Source organism: Leifsonia sp. NPDC058194 (genome assembly GCF_042883605.1).
Taxonomy (GTDB): Bacteria; Actinomycetota; Actinomycetes; order Actinomycetales; family Microbacteriaceae; genus Leifsonia.
Genome location: NZ_JBHVVL010000003.1, coordinates 142,336 through 161,072, shown reverse-complemented (window position 1 = coordinate 161,072; position 18,737 = coordinate 142,336). Strand labels below are relative to the sequence as shown.

Below are 18,737 nucleotides of genomic sequence, written 5' to 3'. Positions count from 1 at the left end.
CTACCCGCCGCCTCAGAGGCCGTCATCGGCCCCCGCCGCATCCGTGGAGACGTGTCGAGGCGCGCCCGCTGTGGAGGACGACGTGCCACCGTTCGCGAGCGGCCCGGTGAGCGCGCCGAGGATCCGCAGGATCACCGGCAGGTCGCGGCCGGCGGCCTCCGGCGACTCCGGGGCGAACTCCGTCACGCCCGCCCCCGCGAGCTCGAAACGCGATCGCAGCGCCCGGATCGCGTCGCACAGCGCGGCCGGCGTCACTCCGAACGGCTCGGGGTAGCCGACTCCGTCGATGTCCGCCGGGTCGAGCACGTCGAGGTCGACATGGATGTACACGGCCGCAGCGCCCGTCGCCTCTACCGCGCGCACCACCGCCTGCGGGTCGTCGAGCTCGCCCGGCGCGATGACGCGGATGCCGGCGTGATCGACGAACGCCGACTCGCCGTCGTCCAGCGCCCGCGTCCCCGCGAGCACCAGGTTCGCCGCCGCCAGACGGTCGCCGCCGGTCGAGGCGAGCCCGTCCGGACCGTCGCCCAGGAGCGCCCGCACCACCATGCCGTGGAACGCGCCCGAGGGCGAGGTGGTCACATTGTTGAGATCGCCGTGGGCGTCGAACCAGACCAGCGCCACCGCCCCGGGCGGGTGCGCGGCGACGGCGTGCTGGACGCTCGCCAGATCGGCGGCGCAATCGCCGCCGATCGTGACGACCGGGGACTCGAGCAGGGCGAGCTCCGCCGCTGCGAGCTCGCGCACGAGCGTCAGCGACGAGAAGCGGTGGACGCCGGTGCCGAGAGCCTCACCGGCGGCGGACGGCACGGAGACCGTGTGCGTGGCGCTCGCCGGCAGGTCGCCCTGGATCGCCTCCGCCCCGTCGATCAGCCGCATGGCGCGCGAGGACCCCGAGCCCTGCCACTGCGGCACGACCAGGAAGGATGCTGCACTCACCGGGCGGTCACTGCCCCGGGGTGTAGGGGGCGGAGGGCGCCGGGTCGGCCGTGACGGCGGGCTGGGCGCCACCGGTCTTGAGGGCGGCGAGCCGCGCCTCCACCTCGGTCAGCTCGCCGAGGTCGTCCAGGTCGTTGAACTGGGCGTCGAGGCTCGACGCGGCCAGCTCCTGGGCGCCGCGCACGCGGGCCTCCTCGCGACGGATCTTCTCCTCGAAGCGGGACACCTCGCTGGTGGGGTCGAGGATGTCGACGCTCTTGACCGCGTCGATGACCTGCGACTGCGCCTGCGCGCTCTTGGCCCGTGCGATCAGCTCCGAGCGCTTGCTCTTGAGCTGCTCGAGCTTCTCCTTCATGCCGTTCAGGCCCGACTTGAGCTTGTCGACGACCTCGGTCTGGGAGGCGATCTGCGGCTCGGCGGTCTTCGCCTCGTTCTCGGAGGAGATCTGGCGCTGGAGGGCGACCTTCGCCAGGTTGTCGAACTTGTCCGCGTTCGCGGTGTCGCCCGCCGAACGGTAGGTGTCGGCCTGCTTGCTGGCGGCGAGCGCCTTGCGGCCCCAGTCCTCGGCGGCCTCCACGTCTTCGCGGTGGTCGTCCTCGAGCAGGCGCAGGTTGCCGATGGTCTCGGCGATGGCGCTCTCGGCGTCGGCGATGCTGTTGGTGAAGTCGCGGACCATCTGGTCCAGCATCTTCTCCGGGTCCTCGGCCTGGTCGAGGAGGGAGTTGATGTTCGCTTTCAGGAGCTGTGAGATGCGCCCGAAGATGGACTGCTTTGCCATGTGCTCTTCCTTTCCTCTCGCCCCGGATGAGGCGCTGGATCTGTGTCCGCCGTCTAGAACCGGCCGCCACCGCGCCGGCTGCGCGTGCCGCCGCCGCCGAAACTGCCCGGGTTGAAGCCGCCGCCTCCGCCGGAGCCGCGCCCGCCGCCCCTGCTGCTGCCGCCGCCGTTGCCTCCGCCGCCGCCGCCGCCGAACATCCCGCCGCTCAGGACGGAGTTGATCAGGATGCCGCCGAGGATGGCGCCCATGGCACCGTTTCCGCTGCCCTGATTCGAGGCGCCGCCGCCGAAGAGATCGCCGAGTCCGCCCTGCTGGGGCTGGAAGCCGCCGACGTCGCGCTGGGCGAGCTGGGTGGCCTCGTCGGCGAGCTGGGCCGCGCGCTGCGCCTGAGCGAGCGCGGTCACCGGGTCGGCCGGCGCGGTCTGCTCGGCCTGGACGACGAGGCGAGCGGCCTCGGCGAGGCGCGTGCGGGCTTCCGGACCGACCGCGCCGCGGCGGGCGGTGACGAAGTCTTCGCAGGCCGAGACGCGGGCCTTGGCCGCCAGCAGGGTCTGCTGCAGGGACGATTGCGCGCGCTGGGTCTGCAGGCGGCTGTCGCGGACGCCCTGCAGCACGCCGTCGATGGAGCGGTTGGCCGCGTCGAGGCGCTGCGCGATCTCGAGCGGGTTGATCGGGCCCGCGGCGAGCTTCGCCCGCACGTCCGTCACGGTCTGCTCGGTGCCCGCGATCACGCCGGCGATGGAACCGCCGGGGTCGCCGGAGGCGGCGAGCGCGCGCGCCTCGGCCAGATCGCTGTCCAGTTCGGGCAGCACGGTGTCGATGGACTGCTGGGTCGCGGCGAGGTCGGTCGCGACGCGGTCGACGGCGTCGAGCAGGAGCCTGGCCTGGTCCACCGATTCCTCGGCCGCGCGCACGCCGATGGCCGCTGCGCTCGTGTCGCCGGCGTCGGCCTTCTGCTTCGCCGCACCGAGCGCGGTCTGCACGAAGGCGAGGCGCTGCGAGGCCTGGTCGACGTTGTCCTGCACGGTGGCGAGGGAGGCGTCCGTGTACCGCTGCGCGAGGGCAGCGGAGGTGGTGCGCGTCGTCTCGATGCGCGCCGTGACCTCCTGCGCCGATGCGGCGACCTCGGCGGAGGCCTCCGGGATGCGCTTCTCGAGCGATCGCAGTTCGTCGAAGGCGTCCGCCTGGGCGTCGAGCACGTCGTTGGCCGCGGCGCAGAGCTCGACGATGCGGATGTTCCACCCGCGGCGCTGCTCGTCGGTGTCCGGCTCCGTGTCGTCGAGCTTCTGCTTGAGCGTGAAGGCCTCCCGGAGCTGGCCCTTCGCCTGGTCGAGCGCGGCCTGGAACGGCACGACGGAGTCGGCGCCGTACTGCGCGGTGGCGAAGCCCAGCTCCTCCTCGCTGGTGCGGATGGCGTCGTCCGTCTGCACCAGCGCCGAGCCCGCCCGGCGCTGCAGCTCCTCGATCGGGATGGTCTGCAGCTCGCTCTGCGGTTGGCCGGGCGCTCCGCCGACGGCGCCCGGCGCCTTCTTCTTGCGTCGCGAGCGGAGCACGAAGAACAGGATCAGACCGACCGCCACGACGGCGATCAGGAAGAACCAGAAGAACCCGCCCCCGCCCCCGCCGACCGCGTCGGAGAGGCCCTGGGCTGCGGCGATCCCGGCACCCGACCAGTCGCCGGCGCGCAACTGCGGTTCGATGTCGTTCTGCTCGATCCGGTCGAGCTGGTCGGCGCTGACCGGGCCCTCGTCGTCTCCCGAGAGGTAGTAGGCGCGTCCGTCCGTCGCGACGGCGAGGAGGTAGTCGTTCGGGCCGAGGTTGTTCTGCGCCGCGGTCTCGTTGGCCCAGTCGGCCGCATCCGTCGGGTTCGTGAACCTGTCGACGTAGACGACGAAGAGATCGATCTTGTGGTCGTCGGCGAGCTTCGCCGCCGCTGCCGCGACCGCGTCGCCCTGGCTGTCGGTGAGCACGCCCGCGACGTCGTCCACGTGGCTCGAGCCCAGGTCGACCGGATCCTGGGCGGACGCCGGCGCCGCGAGGGCCAGCGGGCCCGCGACGATCGCGACGGCCAGCAGAGCCCCGGTCAGAACACGTCGCAAGAGCATCCACCCACTCTCCAGGAACACTTCGTGCCGAGTCTATTGGGGGGTGCTGGACGCTGTCACTGTTTCAGCCTGTTACGGGCGCGGATGCGCGCAGCCCTCGGCTCTCGCACAATGGACGGACGCATCCCGGCGAGAGGAGGAGTCCGTGACCGCATCCGGCGCACGCTCGCTCGCCGTCGTGGAGGCGACCCGCTTCCGCGGCCACGACCCGGAGTACCACGCCTACGTGCAGCTCCTCGTCGGCCGCGTGATCTCCGAGGCGCGGGCACAGGGCTGGTCCGTCACCCGCCTCGCTGCGGACGAAGGGACCGACGCCCTGCTGGCGCGCACCGAGTCCTCCGACGCGATCGTCGTCGTCGGCGGCGAGGACATCGCGCCCCGCTTCTACGGTGCGACCGGCGGGTACGCACACGAGAGCCGCCACCTCGAGGTCGCCGACGAGGCCCAGCTCGCGCTGGCGCGCCGTGCCGTCGAGCGCCGCACGCCGCTGCTGGGCATCTGCCGCGGTCTCCAGATCGTCAACGTCGCCCTCGGCGGCACGCTCGTCCAGGATCTGGGCGACCGCACGCCGCACGTCAACCGGGGCGTGCCCATCGCCGAGGTCCTGACGACCCATCCCGTGCTCCTGGAGCCGGGCAGCCGGGTGTCCGACCTGCTGGGATCGGGCGTCGTGGACGTGCGCAGCGCCCACCACCAGGCGGTCGACCAGCTCGGCGACGGGCTCGTCGTCACCGGGCGCGCGCCCGACGGGCATGTCGAAGCCGTCGAGCACACGGTCGCCCCGGTGCTGGCCGTGCAGTGGCACCCGGAGGACGTCGCCGCTCCCGCGGGCCAGCTCACGGCTCTGCTGAGCTCGCTCCGCTCCCGCGTCGCCGTCGCCGCCTGACCCGGCGCCCCGTCACGCCTCCGGCCACCCGCCGTCTCCGACCAGCGGGACGAACGACACCGCCCCGAGGTTCGTCTCGTGCAGTCCTCCCGTTGCGTCCCGCTCGAAGACCGCGAGGCGCTGCGCCCCGCCCGACCGTCCGACGGGCATCACGATGCGGCCCCCGGGTGCGAGCTGATCGACCCACGCCGACGGGAGGGACGGACCGGTCGCCGCGGCGACGATCGCGTCGTACGGCGCCGCATCCGGCCAGCCGCGCGTCCCGTCGCCGGTGATCACCTCGACCCGGTAGCCGAGCGCCTCGAGCGTCGCCGCCGCCGTGACCGCGAGGTCGGGGATGCGCTCGATGCTGATCACGCGATGCGCCAGCTCCGCGGCCACCGCGGCGGCGTACCCGGAGCCGGTGCCCACGTCGAGCACCCGGTCCTCCGGGCCGATGCGGGCGGCCTCCAGCATCTGCGCGACGATGTACGGCTGGGAGATCGTCTGCCCGTCGCTGCGCCCGTCGCCGTGTCCGTCGCCCAGGGGGAGCGGGCGGTCGGCGTAGGCGTACGGCACCTGGCTCTCGGGCACGAACTCGTGCCGCGGCACGCGGCTCATCGCGTCGAGGACCCGTTGGTCCGCGATCCCGCGGGCGACGAGCTGGTGCTCGACCATCCGGCGGCGTTCGGTGAGGTATTCGCTGTTCGTGCTCCTAGTGAACCACCGCAGCCGGGCGCCCGGCCAGCCCGTCCCGCGCCGTCCCGAGCGCGTCGACGCCGGCCCCGGCCCCCTCGAGCGCGAGGAGCGCGGCACCCAGGATCGGCGCGGCGGTCACGAGCTCGATCCGGGCGAGCGGGGCGCGCTCGGCGAGGCGCCGCTGCACTCCGCCCAGCAGCAGCGCGTCGCGGGATCCGATGATCCCGCCGCCGAGCACGACGGGGACGGAGCGATCGAGCAGCCCGAGCCGCCGCAGAGTGGTCGCGGCGAAGGCCACGATCTCCTCCGCCTGCCGGTCGACGAGGCCGATGGCGACGGCGTCACCGTCGCGCGCGCACGAGAACACCGAGGGGGCGATGCGTGCGAGATCGGCGTTCGGCACGCGCCCGAAGTGCACGGCCTCGATCACCGCCTGCACATCCGGCAGCCCGAAGACGGCCGGGACGGCCGCAGCCAGCGATGTGGCGGGCCCGCGGCCGTCGACGGCACGGGCGGCGTGCCACAGCGCCTGTTCTCCCAGGTGCCATCCGCCTCCCCAGTCGCCGGAGGTCATCCCGAGCGAGGGGTAGCGCACCACCTCGCCGTCGCCGCGCACGCCGACGCAGTTGATGCCGGTGCCGCACACGACCGCGACGGCGTCCGGCTCGCTCGTGCCGGCGCGCAGGAGGGCGAAGAGATCGTTGTCGACCACCGCGTCCGCCCAGGCGTACCCGGCGATGCCCGCGCGGAACGCCTCCACCTCGGCCGGGAGGTCGAGACCGGAGAGGTAGATCCCGGCGTTCGCGATCGGTCGCGGGCCCGTCTGCTCGAGCAGCCGCTCGATGAGCTCGTCGACGAGCCGGGCGGAGGCGTTCATTCCGATCAGGTGCGGGCTCGACGTCGCCGCGCGGGCGGTCGCCGCGACGGTCCCGTCGAGTTCGAGGGCGACCGCGTCGGTCTTCGAGCCGCCGCCGTCGACCGCGATCACGATCGGGCGGCCGGTCGTGCTCACTTCGCCCATGCGAGGTGCTCCCGGTTGCCGGCGATCAGCAGATCGGTCAGCTTCTCGGCGCGGTCGTACTGGCCGACGAGGGGATGCGCGAGCATGGCACGGACGACCCGGTCGCGTCCGCCGTGCACCGCGGCATCCAGCGCGAGCCGCTCGTAGCCGGCGACGTGCGACACCAGGCCGCGGATGTCGTCGGGGAGCGGGTCGATCGGGAGCGCGGCGAGACCCGCCGCGCCGACGGTCGCCGGCACCTCGATGACGTGGTCGTCCGGCAGGAACGGCAGCGATCCGTCGTTGCGCAGGTTGACCACCTGCACGTCACCGCGGTCGCTCGTGAGCGACGCGATCAGGTCGACGGCGGCCTCCGAGTAGAAGGCGCCGCCGCGCTGGGCGAGCTGCTCCGGCTTCGTGTCGACGGCCGGGTCGGCGTACAGCTCGAGGAGCTCCCGCTCGACGCGCTGCACGGCCTCGGCGCGCGTGGGCGCATCGAGCTGTTCGCGCAGCACCTGGTCGTGGGCGTAGTAGTAGCGCAGGTAGTAGCTGGGCACGTTCCCGAGCAGCGAGATGAGGGAGGCGGGCAGCTCGATCTCGTCCGCCAGGTCGGACAGGTGGGTGCCGAGCAGGGCCGGGAGGGCCTCCCGCGTCCCGTCCGCATCGGTCACGGTGACCGAGCGCTCCCACGTGAGGTGGTTGAGCCCGACGTGCCCGAGGCTCACCTGCGTGTGGTCGACGCCCAGCAGGTGCGCGAAGCGGCGCTGGAAGCCGATGGCGACGTTGCAGAGGCCGACGGCGCGATGGCCCTCGTTCAGCAGCGCCCTGGTCACGATGCCGACCGGGTTGGTGAAGTCGACGATCCAGGCGTCGGGCTTGGCATGGCGGCGCACGACCTCTGCGACCCTCAGCACGACGGGGACGGTGCGCAGGGCCTTCGCGAACCCGCCGGGGCCGGTCGTCTCCTGCCCGATGCGGCCGCACTCGTGCGGGAACGTCTCGTCCCCGTGCCGTGCGGCCTGGCCGCCCACACGCAGCTGCAGCAGTACGGCGTCGGCGTCGGCCACACCGGCGACGAGGTCCGAGGCGGGCACGATGCGGCCGGTGTGCCCGGCGGCGCGGAACATCCGCTCGCTCATCCCGCCGACGAGGCGCAGGCGTTCGGGGTCTGTGTCGACCAGCCAGAGCTCTTCGATCGGGAGCACGTCGCGCATCCGCGCGAACCCGTCGATCAGTTCGGGTGTGTAGGTGGATCCGCCACCCACGACTGCCAGTTTCAACGCATTATCCCTTCACGCCGGTCAGAGTGATGCCCTCCACGAAGACGCGTTGGGCGAAGAAGAAGACGATCACGACGGGGATGGTGACGAGCATGGTCATCGCCATGGTCAGTCCCCAGTCGGTCCCGTGGACCCCGCGGAACGACGCCAGGCCGTAAGCGACGGGCCAGGAGGCCGGGTTCTCGGAGGTGTAGAGGAGCGGCCCGTAGTAGTCGTTCCACGAGTTGAAGAACATGAAGATCGCGGTCGCCGCGATCCCGGGCTTCGCCATCGGCAGCACGACCCGCCACAGCACGCCGAGCTCCCCGTTGCCATCGATGCGGGCGGCGTCCGCGTACTCGCTCGGGATGGTGAGGAAGAACTGCCGCAGCAGGAAGATCGAGAACGCGTCGCCGAGCAGGTTCGGCAGGATGAGCGGCCAGAGGGTCCCGGTCAGCCCGAGCTGCGACCACATCACGTAGACCGGGATCGCCGTCACCTGGGGAGGCAGCAGCATGGCCACGATGATGACGGTGAACAACGCACCGGAGAAGCGGAACTTGATCTTGGCGAGCGCGTAGGCCGCCGGGACGCTGGAGACCAGCATGAAGACGGTGGCCAGCACGGCGTACAGGGCCGAGTTCCCGAACCACTGGGCGAGCGGGACGGTGGTGAACACCTTCGTGTAGTTGTCCCACGCGAACGGCTGCGGCCAGAGCGAGGCCGTGAGCGTCTGCTGGCTCGACATCAGCGAGGTGAGCAGCACGAACACGACCGGCGCGAGGAACAGCACGGCCAGCACGATCAGCACGGCGTGCTCGGCGATCCAGCCCAGCACCCGGCGTGTGCGCAGGGACCGCGGGGTCGGGATGCCGCGCTTCGGCGTCACCGGTCGGCGGGAGGCCGGCGGTGCCAGTGGCGGGGTGGAGGAGGTGGCGGTGGTCATTGCGCGCCTTCCGGTGTGAACGCCTTGAAGCGGCGCAGGATCAGGATGAGCAGCACGGCCGCGACGACGAACAGCAGCACGGCCAGGGCCGAGGCGTAGCCGAGCTGGTAGGTGCCGAAGCCGCGCACGTAGAGCCACTGGGTATAGGTGAGGAGGGAGCCGTCGGGGTAGCCGAGGTTGTTGCTGATGCCTTCGCCCACCACCGCCTTGCCCGAGGCGACGGAGGAGGCGACGGCCGCCTCCGTGAAGTACTGGATGGCCGCGATCACCCCCGTCACCGCAGCGAACAGCAGCACGGGCGAGATGCTGGGCATCGTGATGTAGCGCACCTTCTGCACGCCGTTCGCGCCGTCGAGCGACGCGGCTTCATACTGGTCCTTCGGCACATCGAGCAGTGCGGCCAGGAAGATGATCATGACGTCGCCCATGACCCAGATGCCGAGGAGCACGAGCGAGGGCTTCGACCATGCCGGGTCGTTGAACCACAGCGGCCCCTTGATCCCGAACCAGGCGAGCACCTGGTTGACCGGGCCGGTGCCCGGGTTGAAGAGGAACACGAACGCCACGACGCTGGCGACCGGCGGGACGAGCGCCGGCAGGTAGAACACGGTGCGCCAGAACCCCGAGGCCCGCTTGGCCCGGGCGAGGAGGCCGGCGATCAGCAGGGCGAAGACCGTCTTGACCGGTACCCAGATCACCACGAACCACAGGGTGTTCAGGGTCGCCTTCCACACGTTCGGGTCCTGGGTGAAGAGGTACTCGTAGTTGCGGAGGCCGATCCACTGCGGTGCCGACACCAGGTCGTAGCGCGTGAACGAGTAGTACACGGAGGCGATCAGCGGGTAGACGAAGAAGATCGCCAGGCCGAGCAGCGTCGGCGCCAGGAACGCGAGCGTGATCAGGTTGCGGCGCCTGCGCGAGCGGGAGGACCGCGCGGGGCGGGTGGAGACCCGCCCCGCGCGTTCGATGGCCGATGTCATCTCACGGACCGGTGGTCAGCGCGAGCGCGTCGTTGATCTGCTTGTCGACGTCCTTCAGGCCTGCCTGCAAGTCGCCGCCCTGGCTCTGGTACTTGTTCCAGAAGTCCTGGAACGTGTTCTGGTAGCCGGCGCCGAGCGGGCTGGCGGGCGTCGTCTGCACGTTCTTGTCGTTCGAGATGTCGAGGAAGGTCTTGAACTGCTCGGAGACCTCCAGCTTGGGCGACGTGAGCGCGTCCTTCGTGGTCGGCACGTTCTTGAGTCCGTTGGCCAGCTTGACGACCGCGTCGGTGTCCGTGGTCAGGTACTTCAGCAGCGCCCAGGCGAGCTCCGGCTGCTTGGAGCCCTTGGAGATGCCGATGATGTTTCCGGTGATGTAGCCGCCGCCGTAGAGGTCGGTGTGGTCGTCGGCGGTCGGGAACGGCGCGGTGCCGTAGTTCAGCCCCTTCGCCTGGTCGGCGATGAAGGCGGTGCGGTACTCGCCGTCCAGGTTCATGGCGACCTGGCCGGTCTGGAAGGCGTTGTCGGCCGAGAACTCCTGGCCGAGCCCGGAGGTGAAGGCGTTCAGCTTGTCCCAGCCGATCTTGTCGACGTAGGCCTTCTGCCACTGGATGAGCTCGCTCCAGCCCGGGTTGGAGGAGATGGCGCTGGTGCCGTCGTCCTTCAGCCACTTCGCGCCCGCCGCGGGGCCGTAGTGGGCGGCCGAGTTCTCGTACCAGCCCATCGTCGGGTTGAACCCGAGCGTCTTGATCGAGCCGTCGGCGTTGAAGGTGGTGAGCTTGTCGGCCATCGCCTCCAGGTCGGAGAGCGTCTTCGGCGGCTCGGTGTAGCCGGCGGCCTGCAGGAGGTCCTTGTTGTAGTAGAGGCCGTACACGTCGGCGAGCATCGGCATCGCGCACCGCGTGCCCTTGAACTCGGTGTACGACTTCACCGTGTCCGAGAACTGGCTCATGTCGACGCCATCGCGCTCGATCACCTTGTTGAGGCTGCGGAACGCGCCGTTCGAGCAGAAGTTGCCGACGATGTCGGTGGAGTACGAGAGGCCGACGTCGACCTTGCTGCCGGTGGCGATCGCCTTCTGCAGCTTCTCGTCGTCCTGGCCGGAGTGGACCTCGACCTTGACCTTGGGGTTCTTCTTCTCGAAGTCGTCGACGACCGACTGGATGACGTCGGCCTCCCGGTCGGAGAAGAAGTGCCAGAACGACACGGTGCCCGACAGCTCCTTCGGGGTGCTGTCGGCGAACGCGGTGCCGCTGGAGCCACCGGAGCAGCCGGCGAGGGTGAGCGCTGCGGCCGCGGCGATGCCGATGGCGGCGACGATGTGACGGTGTTTCACGGGTGGTTTCCTCACTGATTCCGGTCGTGATGCAGGGATGGACATTGCTGGTGCGGGAGGAGCGGTGCCCTAGACGGTGATCCGGGACACTTCGGCGAAGAGCGCACCGCGCACTTCGCCGAGGAGGTGCTCCCGCGCCCCGCGGAGAACGGGGTGGGCGGGGACGCCGGTGGCGACGATGGTGGGGGAGCCCCACTGCTCGCGCAGGAGGGCGGTGACGCGCTCGGCGAGGAGCGCGCCGCCCGCACGGCCCGTCGGACCGCCGAGCACGATGCGCTCGGGGTCGAGGAGAGCCAGCACGGGGACGACCCCGACGGCGACGCGCGGCGCGAGTTCGGCGATCAGGGCGTCGACGCCGGAAGAGCCGGCGCCGGGAGAGCCGGCGCCGGGTGCGCCGGTCGCGTCGGGCTCGCCGAACGCGGGGACGCCGTGGGCGGCGGCGAGGCGGGCGACGGTGGGGCCGCCGACGAGGTCCTGGAGGTCGTGGGCGTCGGGGTCGAGCGCGGCGGCCTCCCGCGAGATGGGGAGGTAGCCGATCTCGCCGGCGCCGCCGGAGGCCCCGCGGTGCACGGCGCCGCCCTGGTCGACGGCGAGGCCGAGGCCGTCGCCCATCCACAGCAGTGCGAATCCGCCGGTGTCGGCGCCCGCGCCGTCCGCCCGTTCGGCGATGGCGGCGAGGTTGGCGTCGTTGTCGATGTGCACGTCGAGGCCCAGTGCATCCTCGAGGCGGCGCAGGATGCCCTGCTTCGGCCAGCCCGGCAGCGTCTCGATGTAGGTGAGCTCGTCGGTGCGCGGGTCGAGGGCGCCCTGGACGCCGATGCACACGGCGCGGACCCGGTCGGAGCCGACGCCCGCCGCGGAGCAGGCGGCGTCGACGGCCGCGCGCACGTCGTCCTCGGGGGTGCGGGCGGCGAGCGGGGTGACCGCGATGGGGTGCTCGCCTCCCGCGGCGTCGACGACGGTCGAGCGGAGCACGGTCGCGTCGATGTCGATCGCGACGCCGAGCATGCGGTCGGTGCGCACGGCGTAGCTCGCCGCGTTGGGCCCGCGGCCTCCCGACACCTCGCCGACCACGTGGATGAGGCCGGCGGTCTCGAGGCGGGACACCATCTGCGCGGCGGTCGGCTTCGAGAGGCCGGAGAGCTCGCCGATGCGGCTGCGGGTGAGGACGCCGTGCTCGAGCAGCAACGAGAGCGCTGTGCGGTCGTTCGTCTCGCGCAGCCATGCTGGCGTGCCCCGAACCGGTCTGTCGGCCATCCTCATCCCTCCATCGGAACGATCATCTGACGGGAATGTATCAGGAAAGTTTCTTAATAGTAAAGCTTGTGTTTCGTCGCTAGAGTCGACCGCAACTCGACGGGGAGGAGGCGGGATGTCCGACACCCTCCGCGCCGTCATCGCGTTCGGCGCGATCTGGCTGGTCTGCGTGGCGGCGGTGCTCGGGGCCTGGAGTCTGCCCTCCGTCTGCGCGGCGGTCTACCCGTCGCCGTGCTCGCCCCGGCAGCGGGACGCCCCCGCTCTCACGACGCTCGCGCTGCTGGGCGCTTTCGCCGTCGCGGCGGTCGTGCTCGCGGCACGGCGCGTGCCGGAGTCGTGGATCGCCTGGCTCGCCCTCGCGAGCGGCCTCGTCGGGTTGGGCGGCGCCGGCGTCACCGCGTTCTCGGCGGGATTCTCCCTGACGTTCTGGTGAACCTCGGCGGGTGCCCGTCTCGTGCCACTCGTGGAAGGGAAACACCATGAGAATGAGAATCGCCGCACTCGCCGCCGCCGCCGCGGTGACCATGATCGCGCTCGCCGGCTGCTCCGCAGGCGGGAGCAGCGCCGGAAGCAGTTCCGGCAGCAGCTCCGCGACGACAGCGGGCGCGTCGTCCGGCTCCTCCGGCTCGGCGTCCACCGCCGCGCTGAAGACGGGCGACACCTCCCTCGGGACCGTCGTCGTCGACGGCAAGGGGCTCACCGTCTACGTGTTCGACAAGGACACCCAGAACGCGGGAACGAGCAGCTGCTCGGGAGCATGCGCCGCGCAGTGGCCCGCCGTGGAGAGCGACTCCGCGAAGCCCGACGTCAGCGGCGTGACGGGGACCGTCGGCACCATCACCGGGGTCGACGGGAACAAGCAGGTCACCCTCGACGGCCGGCCTCTCTACACCTTCGCGGGCGACTCGTCGGCGGGCGACGTGACCGGCCAGGGCGTCGGCGGCATCTGGTGGGCCGTCATGCCCGACGGATCGAAGATCGGCGCCGCCGCGACGTCGACGTCGGGAGGAGCGAGCTCCGGCTACTCGAAGTGACCCGTGGCGCGGGTCATCCGAACGCGCGCGCGTGGTCGACCAGCCGGTCGAACGCCGCGTCGAGGTCCGGGTCGACCCGCTGCCGCGAGGCGTCGGCGAGGTAGTACTCGACGATCTCCCCGGCACCGCGGGCGAACGGGACCCGCTGCTGGAACGAGGGCACGAGGGCGCGCACCTTGCTGTTGTCGAACTGCATCGAGTGCGCCTTGTCGCCGAGCAGCCCGGGCCCGAGCTCCGGGACGACCGCGGCGATGGACTCGCTCGCGACGTGCACCAGCTCGGCCTCGACACCGAGCGCCTCGGCGAGGTCGCAGTAGATGCGGTCCCAGGTCGGTGCTTCGTCGCCGGTGATGTGGAAGGTGTCGCCGACCGCCTCGGGCAGGCCGAGCAGGCCGGTGAAGGCGACGGCGAAGTCGGTGTTGTGCGTGATCGTCCACCGGCTCGTCCCGTCGCCGTGCACGACGACGGGAGCGCCGCGCCGCATCCGCTCGAGGTCGGTCCAGTGTCCGCTGGTGGGGATCATCGTGCGGTCGTAGGTGTGCGACGGCCGCACGATCGTGATCGGGAACCCGCGCTCGCGGTACGCCTCGACGAGCAGGTCCTCGCACGCGATCTTGTCGCGCGAGTACTGCCAGAACGGGTTGCGCAGGGGGGTGGACTCGGTGACCGGCAGCCGCGACGGCGGCGTCTGGTACGCCGAGGCCGAGCTGATGAAGACGTACTGGCCGACGCGGCCCTCGAACAGGTCGAAGTCGGTGCGGACGTGCTCGGGCGTGAACGCCAGGAACTCGGCGGCCACGTCGAAACTGCGCTCGCCCAGAGCGTCGTGCACGCTCTGCGGGTCGCGGATGTCGGCGTGCAGCACCTCGACGCCGTCCGGCAGAGGGCGCGCACCGCTCGATCCCCGGTTCACCACCGTGACCTCGTGCCCGGCCTCCACCGCCTCGGCGACGCAGGCGGAGCTGATGACCCCCGTGCCGCCGATGAAGAGCGTCCGTGTCGCTGCCATGCCTGTCTCCCGCTTCCTCGCCGACCGACCGATTCCCCCGAAGTCCTCAGCGTAGCGCGGCCCGGGCGTACACTCCACGGCACCCCGTCCCCACCCGAAGGAGCCTCCTCCGCCGTGTCCGCCCTCCGAACTTGGCCCGGGCTCGCGGTCGCCTGCGTCGTGGCCGTCGTGCTCGCGATCGTCGTCACGGCGATCGTCGGCGCCGTGCTGCGCGTCGTCGCGCGCCGCCGCACCTGGCCCGAGCTGCTGATCCGCAACGCCCGCGTCCCGTTCCGCCTGTTCCTCCTGATCGTCGTCCTGTGGATCGCCGTCGCCATCGCCCTTCCGCCGGAGGTGTCGCCCGCCTGGCGGCAGGGCATCCAGCACACCCTGCTGATCCTCGCCATCGTCGCCGGGGTCTGGTTCGCCGCCGCTCTGGTGGTGTTCGTCGAAGACCTCGGTCTCGCGCGCTACCGGCTCGACGTGCCCGACAACCGGTACGCGCGCAAGGTGCGGACCCAGGTGCTCATCCTGCGGCGGCTCACCGTCGTTGCGGCCGTGGTCATCGGCCTCGGCGCCGTGCTGCTGACCTTCCCCGCTCTGCAGGCGGCCGGCGCGAGTCTCCTCGCCTCGGCCGGCGTCATCGGGATCATCGCCGGTGTCGCTGCGCAGTCCAGCCTGGCCAACTTGTTCGCGGGGATCCAGCTGGCCTTCAGCGACGCCATCCGGCTCGACGACGTGGTGGTGGTCGAGCAGCAGTGGGGCACGATCGAGGAGATCACGCTCACCTACGTGGTCGTGCATGTGTGGGACGACCGGCGTCTCGTGCTGCCCTCCACGTATTTCACGACCAAGCCGTTCGAGAACTGGACGCGGCAGCACAGCGAGCTGCTCGGCTCGGTGGAGTTCGACCTCGACTGGCGGGTGTCGCCGGCCGGGATGCGGTCGGAGCTCAACCGCGTGCTGGCCGCGACCGACCTGTGGGACGGCCGGACCGGCGTCCTCCAGGTGACGGATGCGGTCGCCGGATGGGTGCGCGTCCGGGTGCTCGTCACGGCGAAGGACGCCCCGACCCTGTTCGACCTGCGCTGCCTGGTGCGCGAGCGCCTCGTCGAGTGGATGCAGCGGTACGCTCCCGCCTCGCTGCCCCGGTCGCGCGTCGAGCTGGTGCAGCCTCCCGAGCCGACGGAGCCGACGGCGCGCGCCCGGGCGCAGTCCCACGACGACGCGCGGCTGTTCGGCGGGTCGCCGGAGAAGGAGCAGCGCGGCGCGCAGTTCACCGAGGCCATCCCGGTGATCCCGTCAGACGGCGATGGGGACGGGGATGGCGACGGGGACGGGGACGGGGATGAGGGTGGCGACGGGCAGGCCCGGCCGTGAGGACGCGTGGGGGACGACGGCGCTCACGGCCGGCGTCGCTCAGCCGAGGGACTCCGCGGCTGCGACGATCACCCCGGTGACGACGTCCGGCGCCGAGAGCATGGACACGTGGCCGGCTGGGGTCTCCACGATCGTGGAGCCGGCGCGTTCGGCCATGCGGCGCTGGGTCGCGGGCGGGATGATGCGGTCCTCCGTGCCGACGAGCGCCCAGCTCGGCAGCTGACGCCAGGCGGGCGGCCCGGCGGGTCCGACGTTGGCCGCGAGCGCGATGGGGCGCTGCGTCGCGAAGACGAGCTCGCGGACCGCGGGGTCGAGGTCCTGGGCGAACGAGTCGTGGACGGTGCTCGCCTTCAGGTACGCGTCCGCGTCCCCCTCCGGCGCCCCCGGATAGCCGACGACGTCGAGCACCGTGGTCGGGTCGGGCACGTCGAGAACCGATCCAGAACCACCCAGGAGTCCGACGACGGTCTCGCCGTCGTCCGGAAGGAAGGCGTCGACGTAGACGAGGGCGCGCACATCCCCGCCGCCGAGCGCCGCTCCGCTGATGACGGCGCCGCCGTAGGAGTGCCCGGCGAGCACCACCGGGCCGGTCGTGCGCTGCGCGATCGCGGAGGCGACGTACGCGGCGTCGCCCGCGATGCCGCGCAGGAGGTTCGGGACGGTGATCACGGTGAAGTCGCGTTCGCGCAGCGCCGTGATGACCGGGTTCCAGCTGGAGGCGTCGGCCCAGGCTCCATGGACGAGGACGATGGTGGGGAGGGGGGACACGTGGGTTCCTTCCGTGGTGCCGTTCCGGGACGAGGGGGAGTGGGGTCGTGCGGGAGGGGCGGTGGAACAGCCACAGAGTAGGGGACCGATGGGCGCGCGGCTAGTCCCGCATCGCTCACAGCGAAGACTCAGCATCAGCGGGACCAACCGGGACCCGTCCGCTGTTCTCTTCAGTGCGGGCCGCAGCCGGCGGCATCCGCATCGAGGAGGAATCGTGACACAGGAGAACGTGACACCGCGCTACACCAAGGACCCGGATGCGATCGGGCGCCTCACCAAGCGGCAGTACGCCGTGACCCAGGAGTCGGCCACCGAGCCGGCCTTCCGCAACGAGTTCTGGAACAACCACGACGAGGGGATCTACGTCGACATCGTGTCGGGCGAGCCGCTCTTCTCGTCGACCGACAAGTACGACAGCGGGTCCGGCTGGCCGAGCTTCACGCGGCCGATCGAGTCCGCGGAGATCATCGAGAACACCGACCGCACGTTCGGGATGCGCCGCACCGAGGTGCGCTCCGGCCAGGCCGACAGCCACCTGGGCCACCTGTTCGACGACGGTCCCGTCGCCGACGGCGGCATGCGGTACTGCATCAACTCCGCCGCGCTCCGCTTCGTCCCGCTCGCCGAGCTGGACGCACAGGGCTACGGCGTCTACCGCCGCCTTTTCGAGAAGTAGGGAGAACGAACGAATGACGACTGAGAAGGCCATCCTCGCCGGAGGCTGCTTCTGGGGCATGCAGGACCTGATCCGCAAGCGCCCCGGAGTGACCGGCACCCGCGTCGGCTACACCGGCGGCGACGTGGCGAACGCCACCTACCGCAACCACGGCTCTCACGCCGAGGCGATCGAGATCGAGTACGACCCCGAGCGCACCTCGTACCGCGAGCTGCTGGAGTTCTTCTTCCAGATCCACGACCCGTCGACGAAGAACCGTCAGGGCAACGACGTGGGAACCAGCTACCGTTCGGCGATCTACTACACCGACGACGAGCAGCGTCGCGTCGCGGAGGACACCATCGCCGACGTCGACGCCTCCGGGCTCTGGCCCGCGAAGGTCGTCACCGAGGTGGAGGCTACCGGCCCGTTCTGGGAGGCGGAGCCGGAGCACCAGGACTACCTGGAGCGCATCCCGTGGGGCTACACCTGCCACTTCGCCCGCCCGGGCTGGGTGCTGCCGAAGCGGTCGGAGACGCTCGCGGGCTAGGCCGGGTACGGCTGGACCCGCTCCAGCAGGACCGCGACCTCCAGATGTCCGGTCTGGGGGAACATGTCCAGCACGCGACCGGTCCGGATGCCGTACGACGGCATCCGGGCCAGGTCGGTCGCCAGGCTCTTCGGATTGCAGCTGGAGTAGACGACGTGGGGGACGCCGGAGTCTTCCAGCCATCCGGCCAGGTCGGCACCGATCCCGCGCCGCGGCGGGTTCACGATCACCAGCTCCGGGGCCGCCTTCGCCGCCAGGGCGAACGCGGTCGCGTCCTGGGCGCGGAAGGCCAGCTGGGGGAGACCTGCGGCCGCCGCCGTGGCGCGGGCGCTCTTCACCGCCTCCCGGCTGGTCTCGACGCCGACGACGCGACGCCCCGGCGCCGCGCAGTGCAGCGCGAAGCCGCCGACCCCGCAGTAGAGGTCCCACACGCTCGCGGGCGACACTGCGTCGACCCACGTGCTCACCTGGGCGTACAGCGCTTCGGCGACCGCGGTGTTCGTCTGGAAGAAGCTCTGCGGCCGCAGCCGCAGGCCCACGCCGCCGACGCGCATCACGAGCGACGACTCCGGCGTCAGCACGATCTCCCGGTCTCCCTCGACGACCGCCTTGTGCTCGGACTGGATGTTGGCCGACACCACGCGCGTGTTCGGCAGCTGGGCGAGCAGCCATCCGAGCTCGCGCCGGATGCGCGCGACGGCGGACTCGTCCCGCAGCACGAATCGGATCATCAGCTCGTCGTCGGGGGAGAGGGTGACCAGCACGAACTTCAGCTCGCCGCGGCGATCCGGGACGCTGTACGGCACCAGCTTCGCGCGCGTGACGAATCGGGCGAGCACCGGGAGGGCGGCCCGGACTCCGGGAGCGCAGATGCCGCACTCCTGCAGGTCCACTCCGCGGCCCTTCTCATCGAGAATGCCGATCGTCGGCCGATCGAGCGTGCCGCCGACGACCATCTTCGCCTTGTTCCGGTACCCGGACTCGGCGCTCGCGACGGGCGGGAGCCAGGAGGCGTCGCCGTACGGTTCGAGGAGCGCGCGGGCTGATCGGTCCTTCTCCGCCAACTGCTCGGCGTACGGCACGCCCATCAGCGTGCACGACCGGCACACGCCGGCGTTGAAGTAGGAGCAGTCCATGACCGGTCAATGGTACGCGGTCGGGGTGCCGTGAATCGCAACGACGAAGGCCCCTCTCCGCGGGA

Annotated in this window: 19 protein-coding genes; 6 read left to right on the top strand and 13 right to left on the bottom strand. The window is 71.5% G+C overall.

What is annotated here, in order from left to right; genetic code table 11:
* Window positions 1–12: 12 nt before the first annotated feature.
* From ACFVU2_RS12930 to ACFVU2_RS12920, 3 genes are read right to left on the bottom strand one after another with little or no spacing between them, the layout of a single operon-like run.
* On the bottom strand, window positions 13–939 hold the full coding sequence (locus tag ACFVU2_RS12930; protein ID WP_387874818.1) for an arginase family protein: 927 nt from the start codon (window positions 937–939) through the stop codon (window positions 13–15).
* Between the two features lie 7 nt (window positions 940–946).
* Window positions 947–1,717: a PspA/IM30 family protein gene (locus ACFVU2_RS12925; RefSeq protein ID WP_387874816.1), complete on the bottom strand. Its 771-nt coding sequence runs from the start codon at window positions 1,715–1,717 to the stop codon at window positions 947–949.
* Between the two features lie 53 nt (window positions 1,718–1,770).
* The gene (locus ACFVU2_RS12920) at window positions 1,771–3,822 is read right to left on the bottom strand and encodes a TPM domain-containing protein (RefSeq protein WP_387874813.1); all 2,052 of its coding nucleotides are present in this window, start codon (window positions 3,820–3,822) and stop codon (window positions 1,771–1,773) included.
* A 145-nt stretch (window positions 3,823–3,967) separates the two neighbouring features.
* Here ACFVU2_RS12920 and ACFVU2_RS12915 point away from each other — a divergent pair, with 145 nt between their 5' ends.
* Window positions 3,968–4,708, top strand: coding sequence for a gamma-glutamyl-gamma-aminobutyrate hydrolase family protein (locus tag ACFVU2_RS12915; RefSeq protein ID WP_387874810.1), 741 nt, complete (start codon window positions 3,968–3,970; stop codon window positions 4,706–4,708).
* Between the two features lie 12 nt (window positions 4,709–4,720).
* Here the strand turns inward: ACFVU2_RS12915 and ACFVU2_RS12910 are convergent, their stop codons facing one another.
* The 7 genes from ACFVU2_RS12910 to ACFVU2_RS12880 form a co-directional block, all read right to left on the bottom strand.
* Window positions 4,721–5,419, bottom strand: a complete 699-nt coding sequence (locus tag ACFVU2_RS12910; RefSeq protein ID WP_387875763.1) for a protein-L-isoaspartate(D-aspartate) O-methyltransferase — start codon at window positions 5,417–5,419, stop codon at window positions 4,721–4,723.
* Window positions 5,403–6,407 carry an N-acetylglucosamine kinase gene (locus ACFVU2_RS12905; protein WP_387874807.1) on the bottom strand — a complete coding sequence of 335 codons (1,005 nt, stop codon included), beginning with the start codon at window positions 6,405–6,407 and terminating at the stop codon, window positions 5,403–5,405. The genes ACFVU2_RS12910 and ACFVU2_RS12905 overlap by 17 nt, the downstream gene beginning before the upstream one ends.
* The gene (locus ACFVU2_RS12900) at window positions 6,395–7,666 is read right to left on the bottom strand and encodes a 6-phospho-beta-glucosidase (protein WP_387874805.1); all 1,272 of its coding nucleotides are present in this window, start codon (window positions 7,664–7,666) and stop codon (window positions 6,395–6,397) included. The genes ACFVU2_RS12905 and ACFVU2_RS12900 overlap by 13 nt, the downstream gene beginning before the upstream one ends.
* Before the next feature lie 4 nt (window positions 7,667–7,670).
* Window positions 7,671–8,591 carry a carbohydrate ABC transporter permease gene (locus ACFVU2_RS12895; RefSeq protein ID WP_387874804.1) on the bottom strand — a complete coding sequence of 307 codons (921 nt, stop codon included), beginning with the start codon at window positions 8,589–8,591 and terminating at the stop codon, window positions 7,671–7,673.
* A complete protein-coding gene (locus tag ACFVU2_RS12890) occupies window positions 8,588–9,571 on the bottom strand; it encodes a carbohydrate ABC transporter permease (RefSeq protein ID WP_387874801.1) in 984 nt (327 codons plus the stop codon). The genes ACFVU2_RS12895 and ACFVU2_RS12890 overlap by 4 nt, the downstream gene beginning before the upstream one ends.
* Before the next feature lies 1 nt (window position 9,572).
* Entirely contained in the window at window positions 9,573–10,904 is a 1,332-nt protein-coding gene (locus ACFVU2_RS12885; protein WP_387874799.1) for an ABC transporter substrate-binding protein, read from the bottom strand.
* A gap of 69 nt (window positions 10,905–10,973) precedes the next feature.
* Window positions 10,974–12,161, bottom strand: a complete 1,188-nt coding sequence (locus ACFVU2_RS12880; protein WP_387874797.1) for an ROK family protein — start codon at window positions 12,159–12,161, stop codon at window positions 10,974–10,976.
* A gap of 115 nt (window positions 12,162–12,276) precedes the next feature.
* On the opposite strand from ACFVU2_RS12880, the gene ACFVU2_RS12875 reads away from it, so the two are divergent.
* Entirely contained in the window at window positions 12,277–12,594 is a 318-nt protein-coding gene (locus ACFVU2_RS12875) for a hypothetical protein (protein WP_387874794.1), read from the top strand.
* 46 nt (window positions 12,595–12,640) lie between these two features.
* A complete protein-coding gene (locus ACFVU2_RS12870) occupies window positions 12,641–13,195 on the top strand; it encodes a hypothetical protein (RefSeq protein WP_387874790.1) in 555 nt (184 codons plus the stop codon).
* 13 nt (window positions 13,196–13,208) lie between these two features.
* On the opposite strand, the gene ACFVU2_RS12865 is transcribed toward ACFVU2_RS12870, so the two are convergent.
* Window positions 13,209–14,204 carry an SDR family oxidoreductase gene (locus ACFVU2_RS12865; protein WP_387874787.1) on the bottom strand — a complete coding sequence of 332 codons (996 nt, stop codon included), beginning with the start codon at window positions 14,202–14,204 and terminating at the stop codon, window positions 13,209–13,211.
* Window positions 14,205–14,318: 114 nt separating this feature from the next.
* Here ACFVU2_RS12865 and ACFVU2_RS12860 point away from each other — a divergent pair, with 114 nt between their 5' ends.
* Entirely contained in the window at window positions 14,319–15,563 is a 1,245-nt protein-coding gene (locus tag ACFVU2_RS12860) for a mechanosensitive ion channel family protein (protein WP_387874785.1), read from the top strand.
* 39 nt (window positions 15,564–15,602) lie between these two features.
* On the opposite strand, the gene ACFVU2_RS12855 is transcribed toward ACFVU2_RS12860, so the two are convergent.
* A complete protein-coding gene (locus ACFVU2_RS12855; RefSeq protein ID WP_387874783.1) occupies window positions 15,603–16,331 on the bottom strand; it encodes an alpha/beta fold hydrolase in 729 nt (242 codons plus the stop codon).
* A 229-nt stretch (window positions 16,332–16,560) separates the two neighbouring features.
* Here ACFVU2_RS12855 and msrB point away from each other — a divergent pair, with 229 nt between their 5' ends.
* Window positions 16,561–17,007 carry a peptide-methionine (R)-S-oxide reductase MsrB gene (gene msrB / locus ACFVU2_RS12850; protein ID WP_387875760.1) on the top strand — a complete coding sequence of 149 codons (447 nt, stop codon included), beginning with the start codon at window positions 16,561–16,563 and terminating at the stop codon, window positions 17,005–17,007.
* Window positions 17,008–17,020: 13 nt separating this feature from the next.
* Complete coding sequence (gene msrA, locus ACFVU2_RS12845) at window positions 17,021–17,536, top strand: peptide-methionine (S)-S-oxide reductase MsrA (RefSeq protein WP_387874780.1); 516 nt, start codon at window positions 17,021–17,023, stop codon at window positions 17,534–17,536.
* Here msrA and rlmC read toward each other — a convergent pair.
* Window positions 17,533–18,672, bottom strand: coding sequence for a 23S rRNA (uracil(747)-C(5))-methyltransferase RlmC (rlmC, locus tag ACFVU2_RS12840; RefSeq protein WP_387874777.1), 1,140 nt, complete (start codon window positions 18,670–18,672; stop codon window positions 17,533–17,535). The genes msrA and rlmC overlap by 4 nt on opposite strands.
* Window positions 18,673–18,737 lie beyond the last annotated feature (65 nt).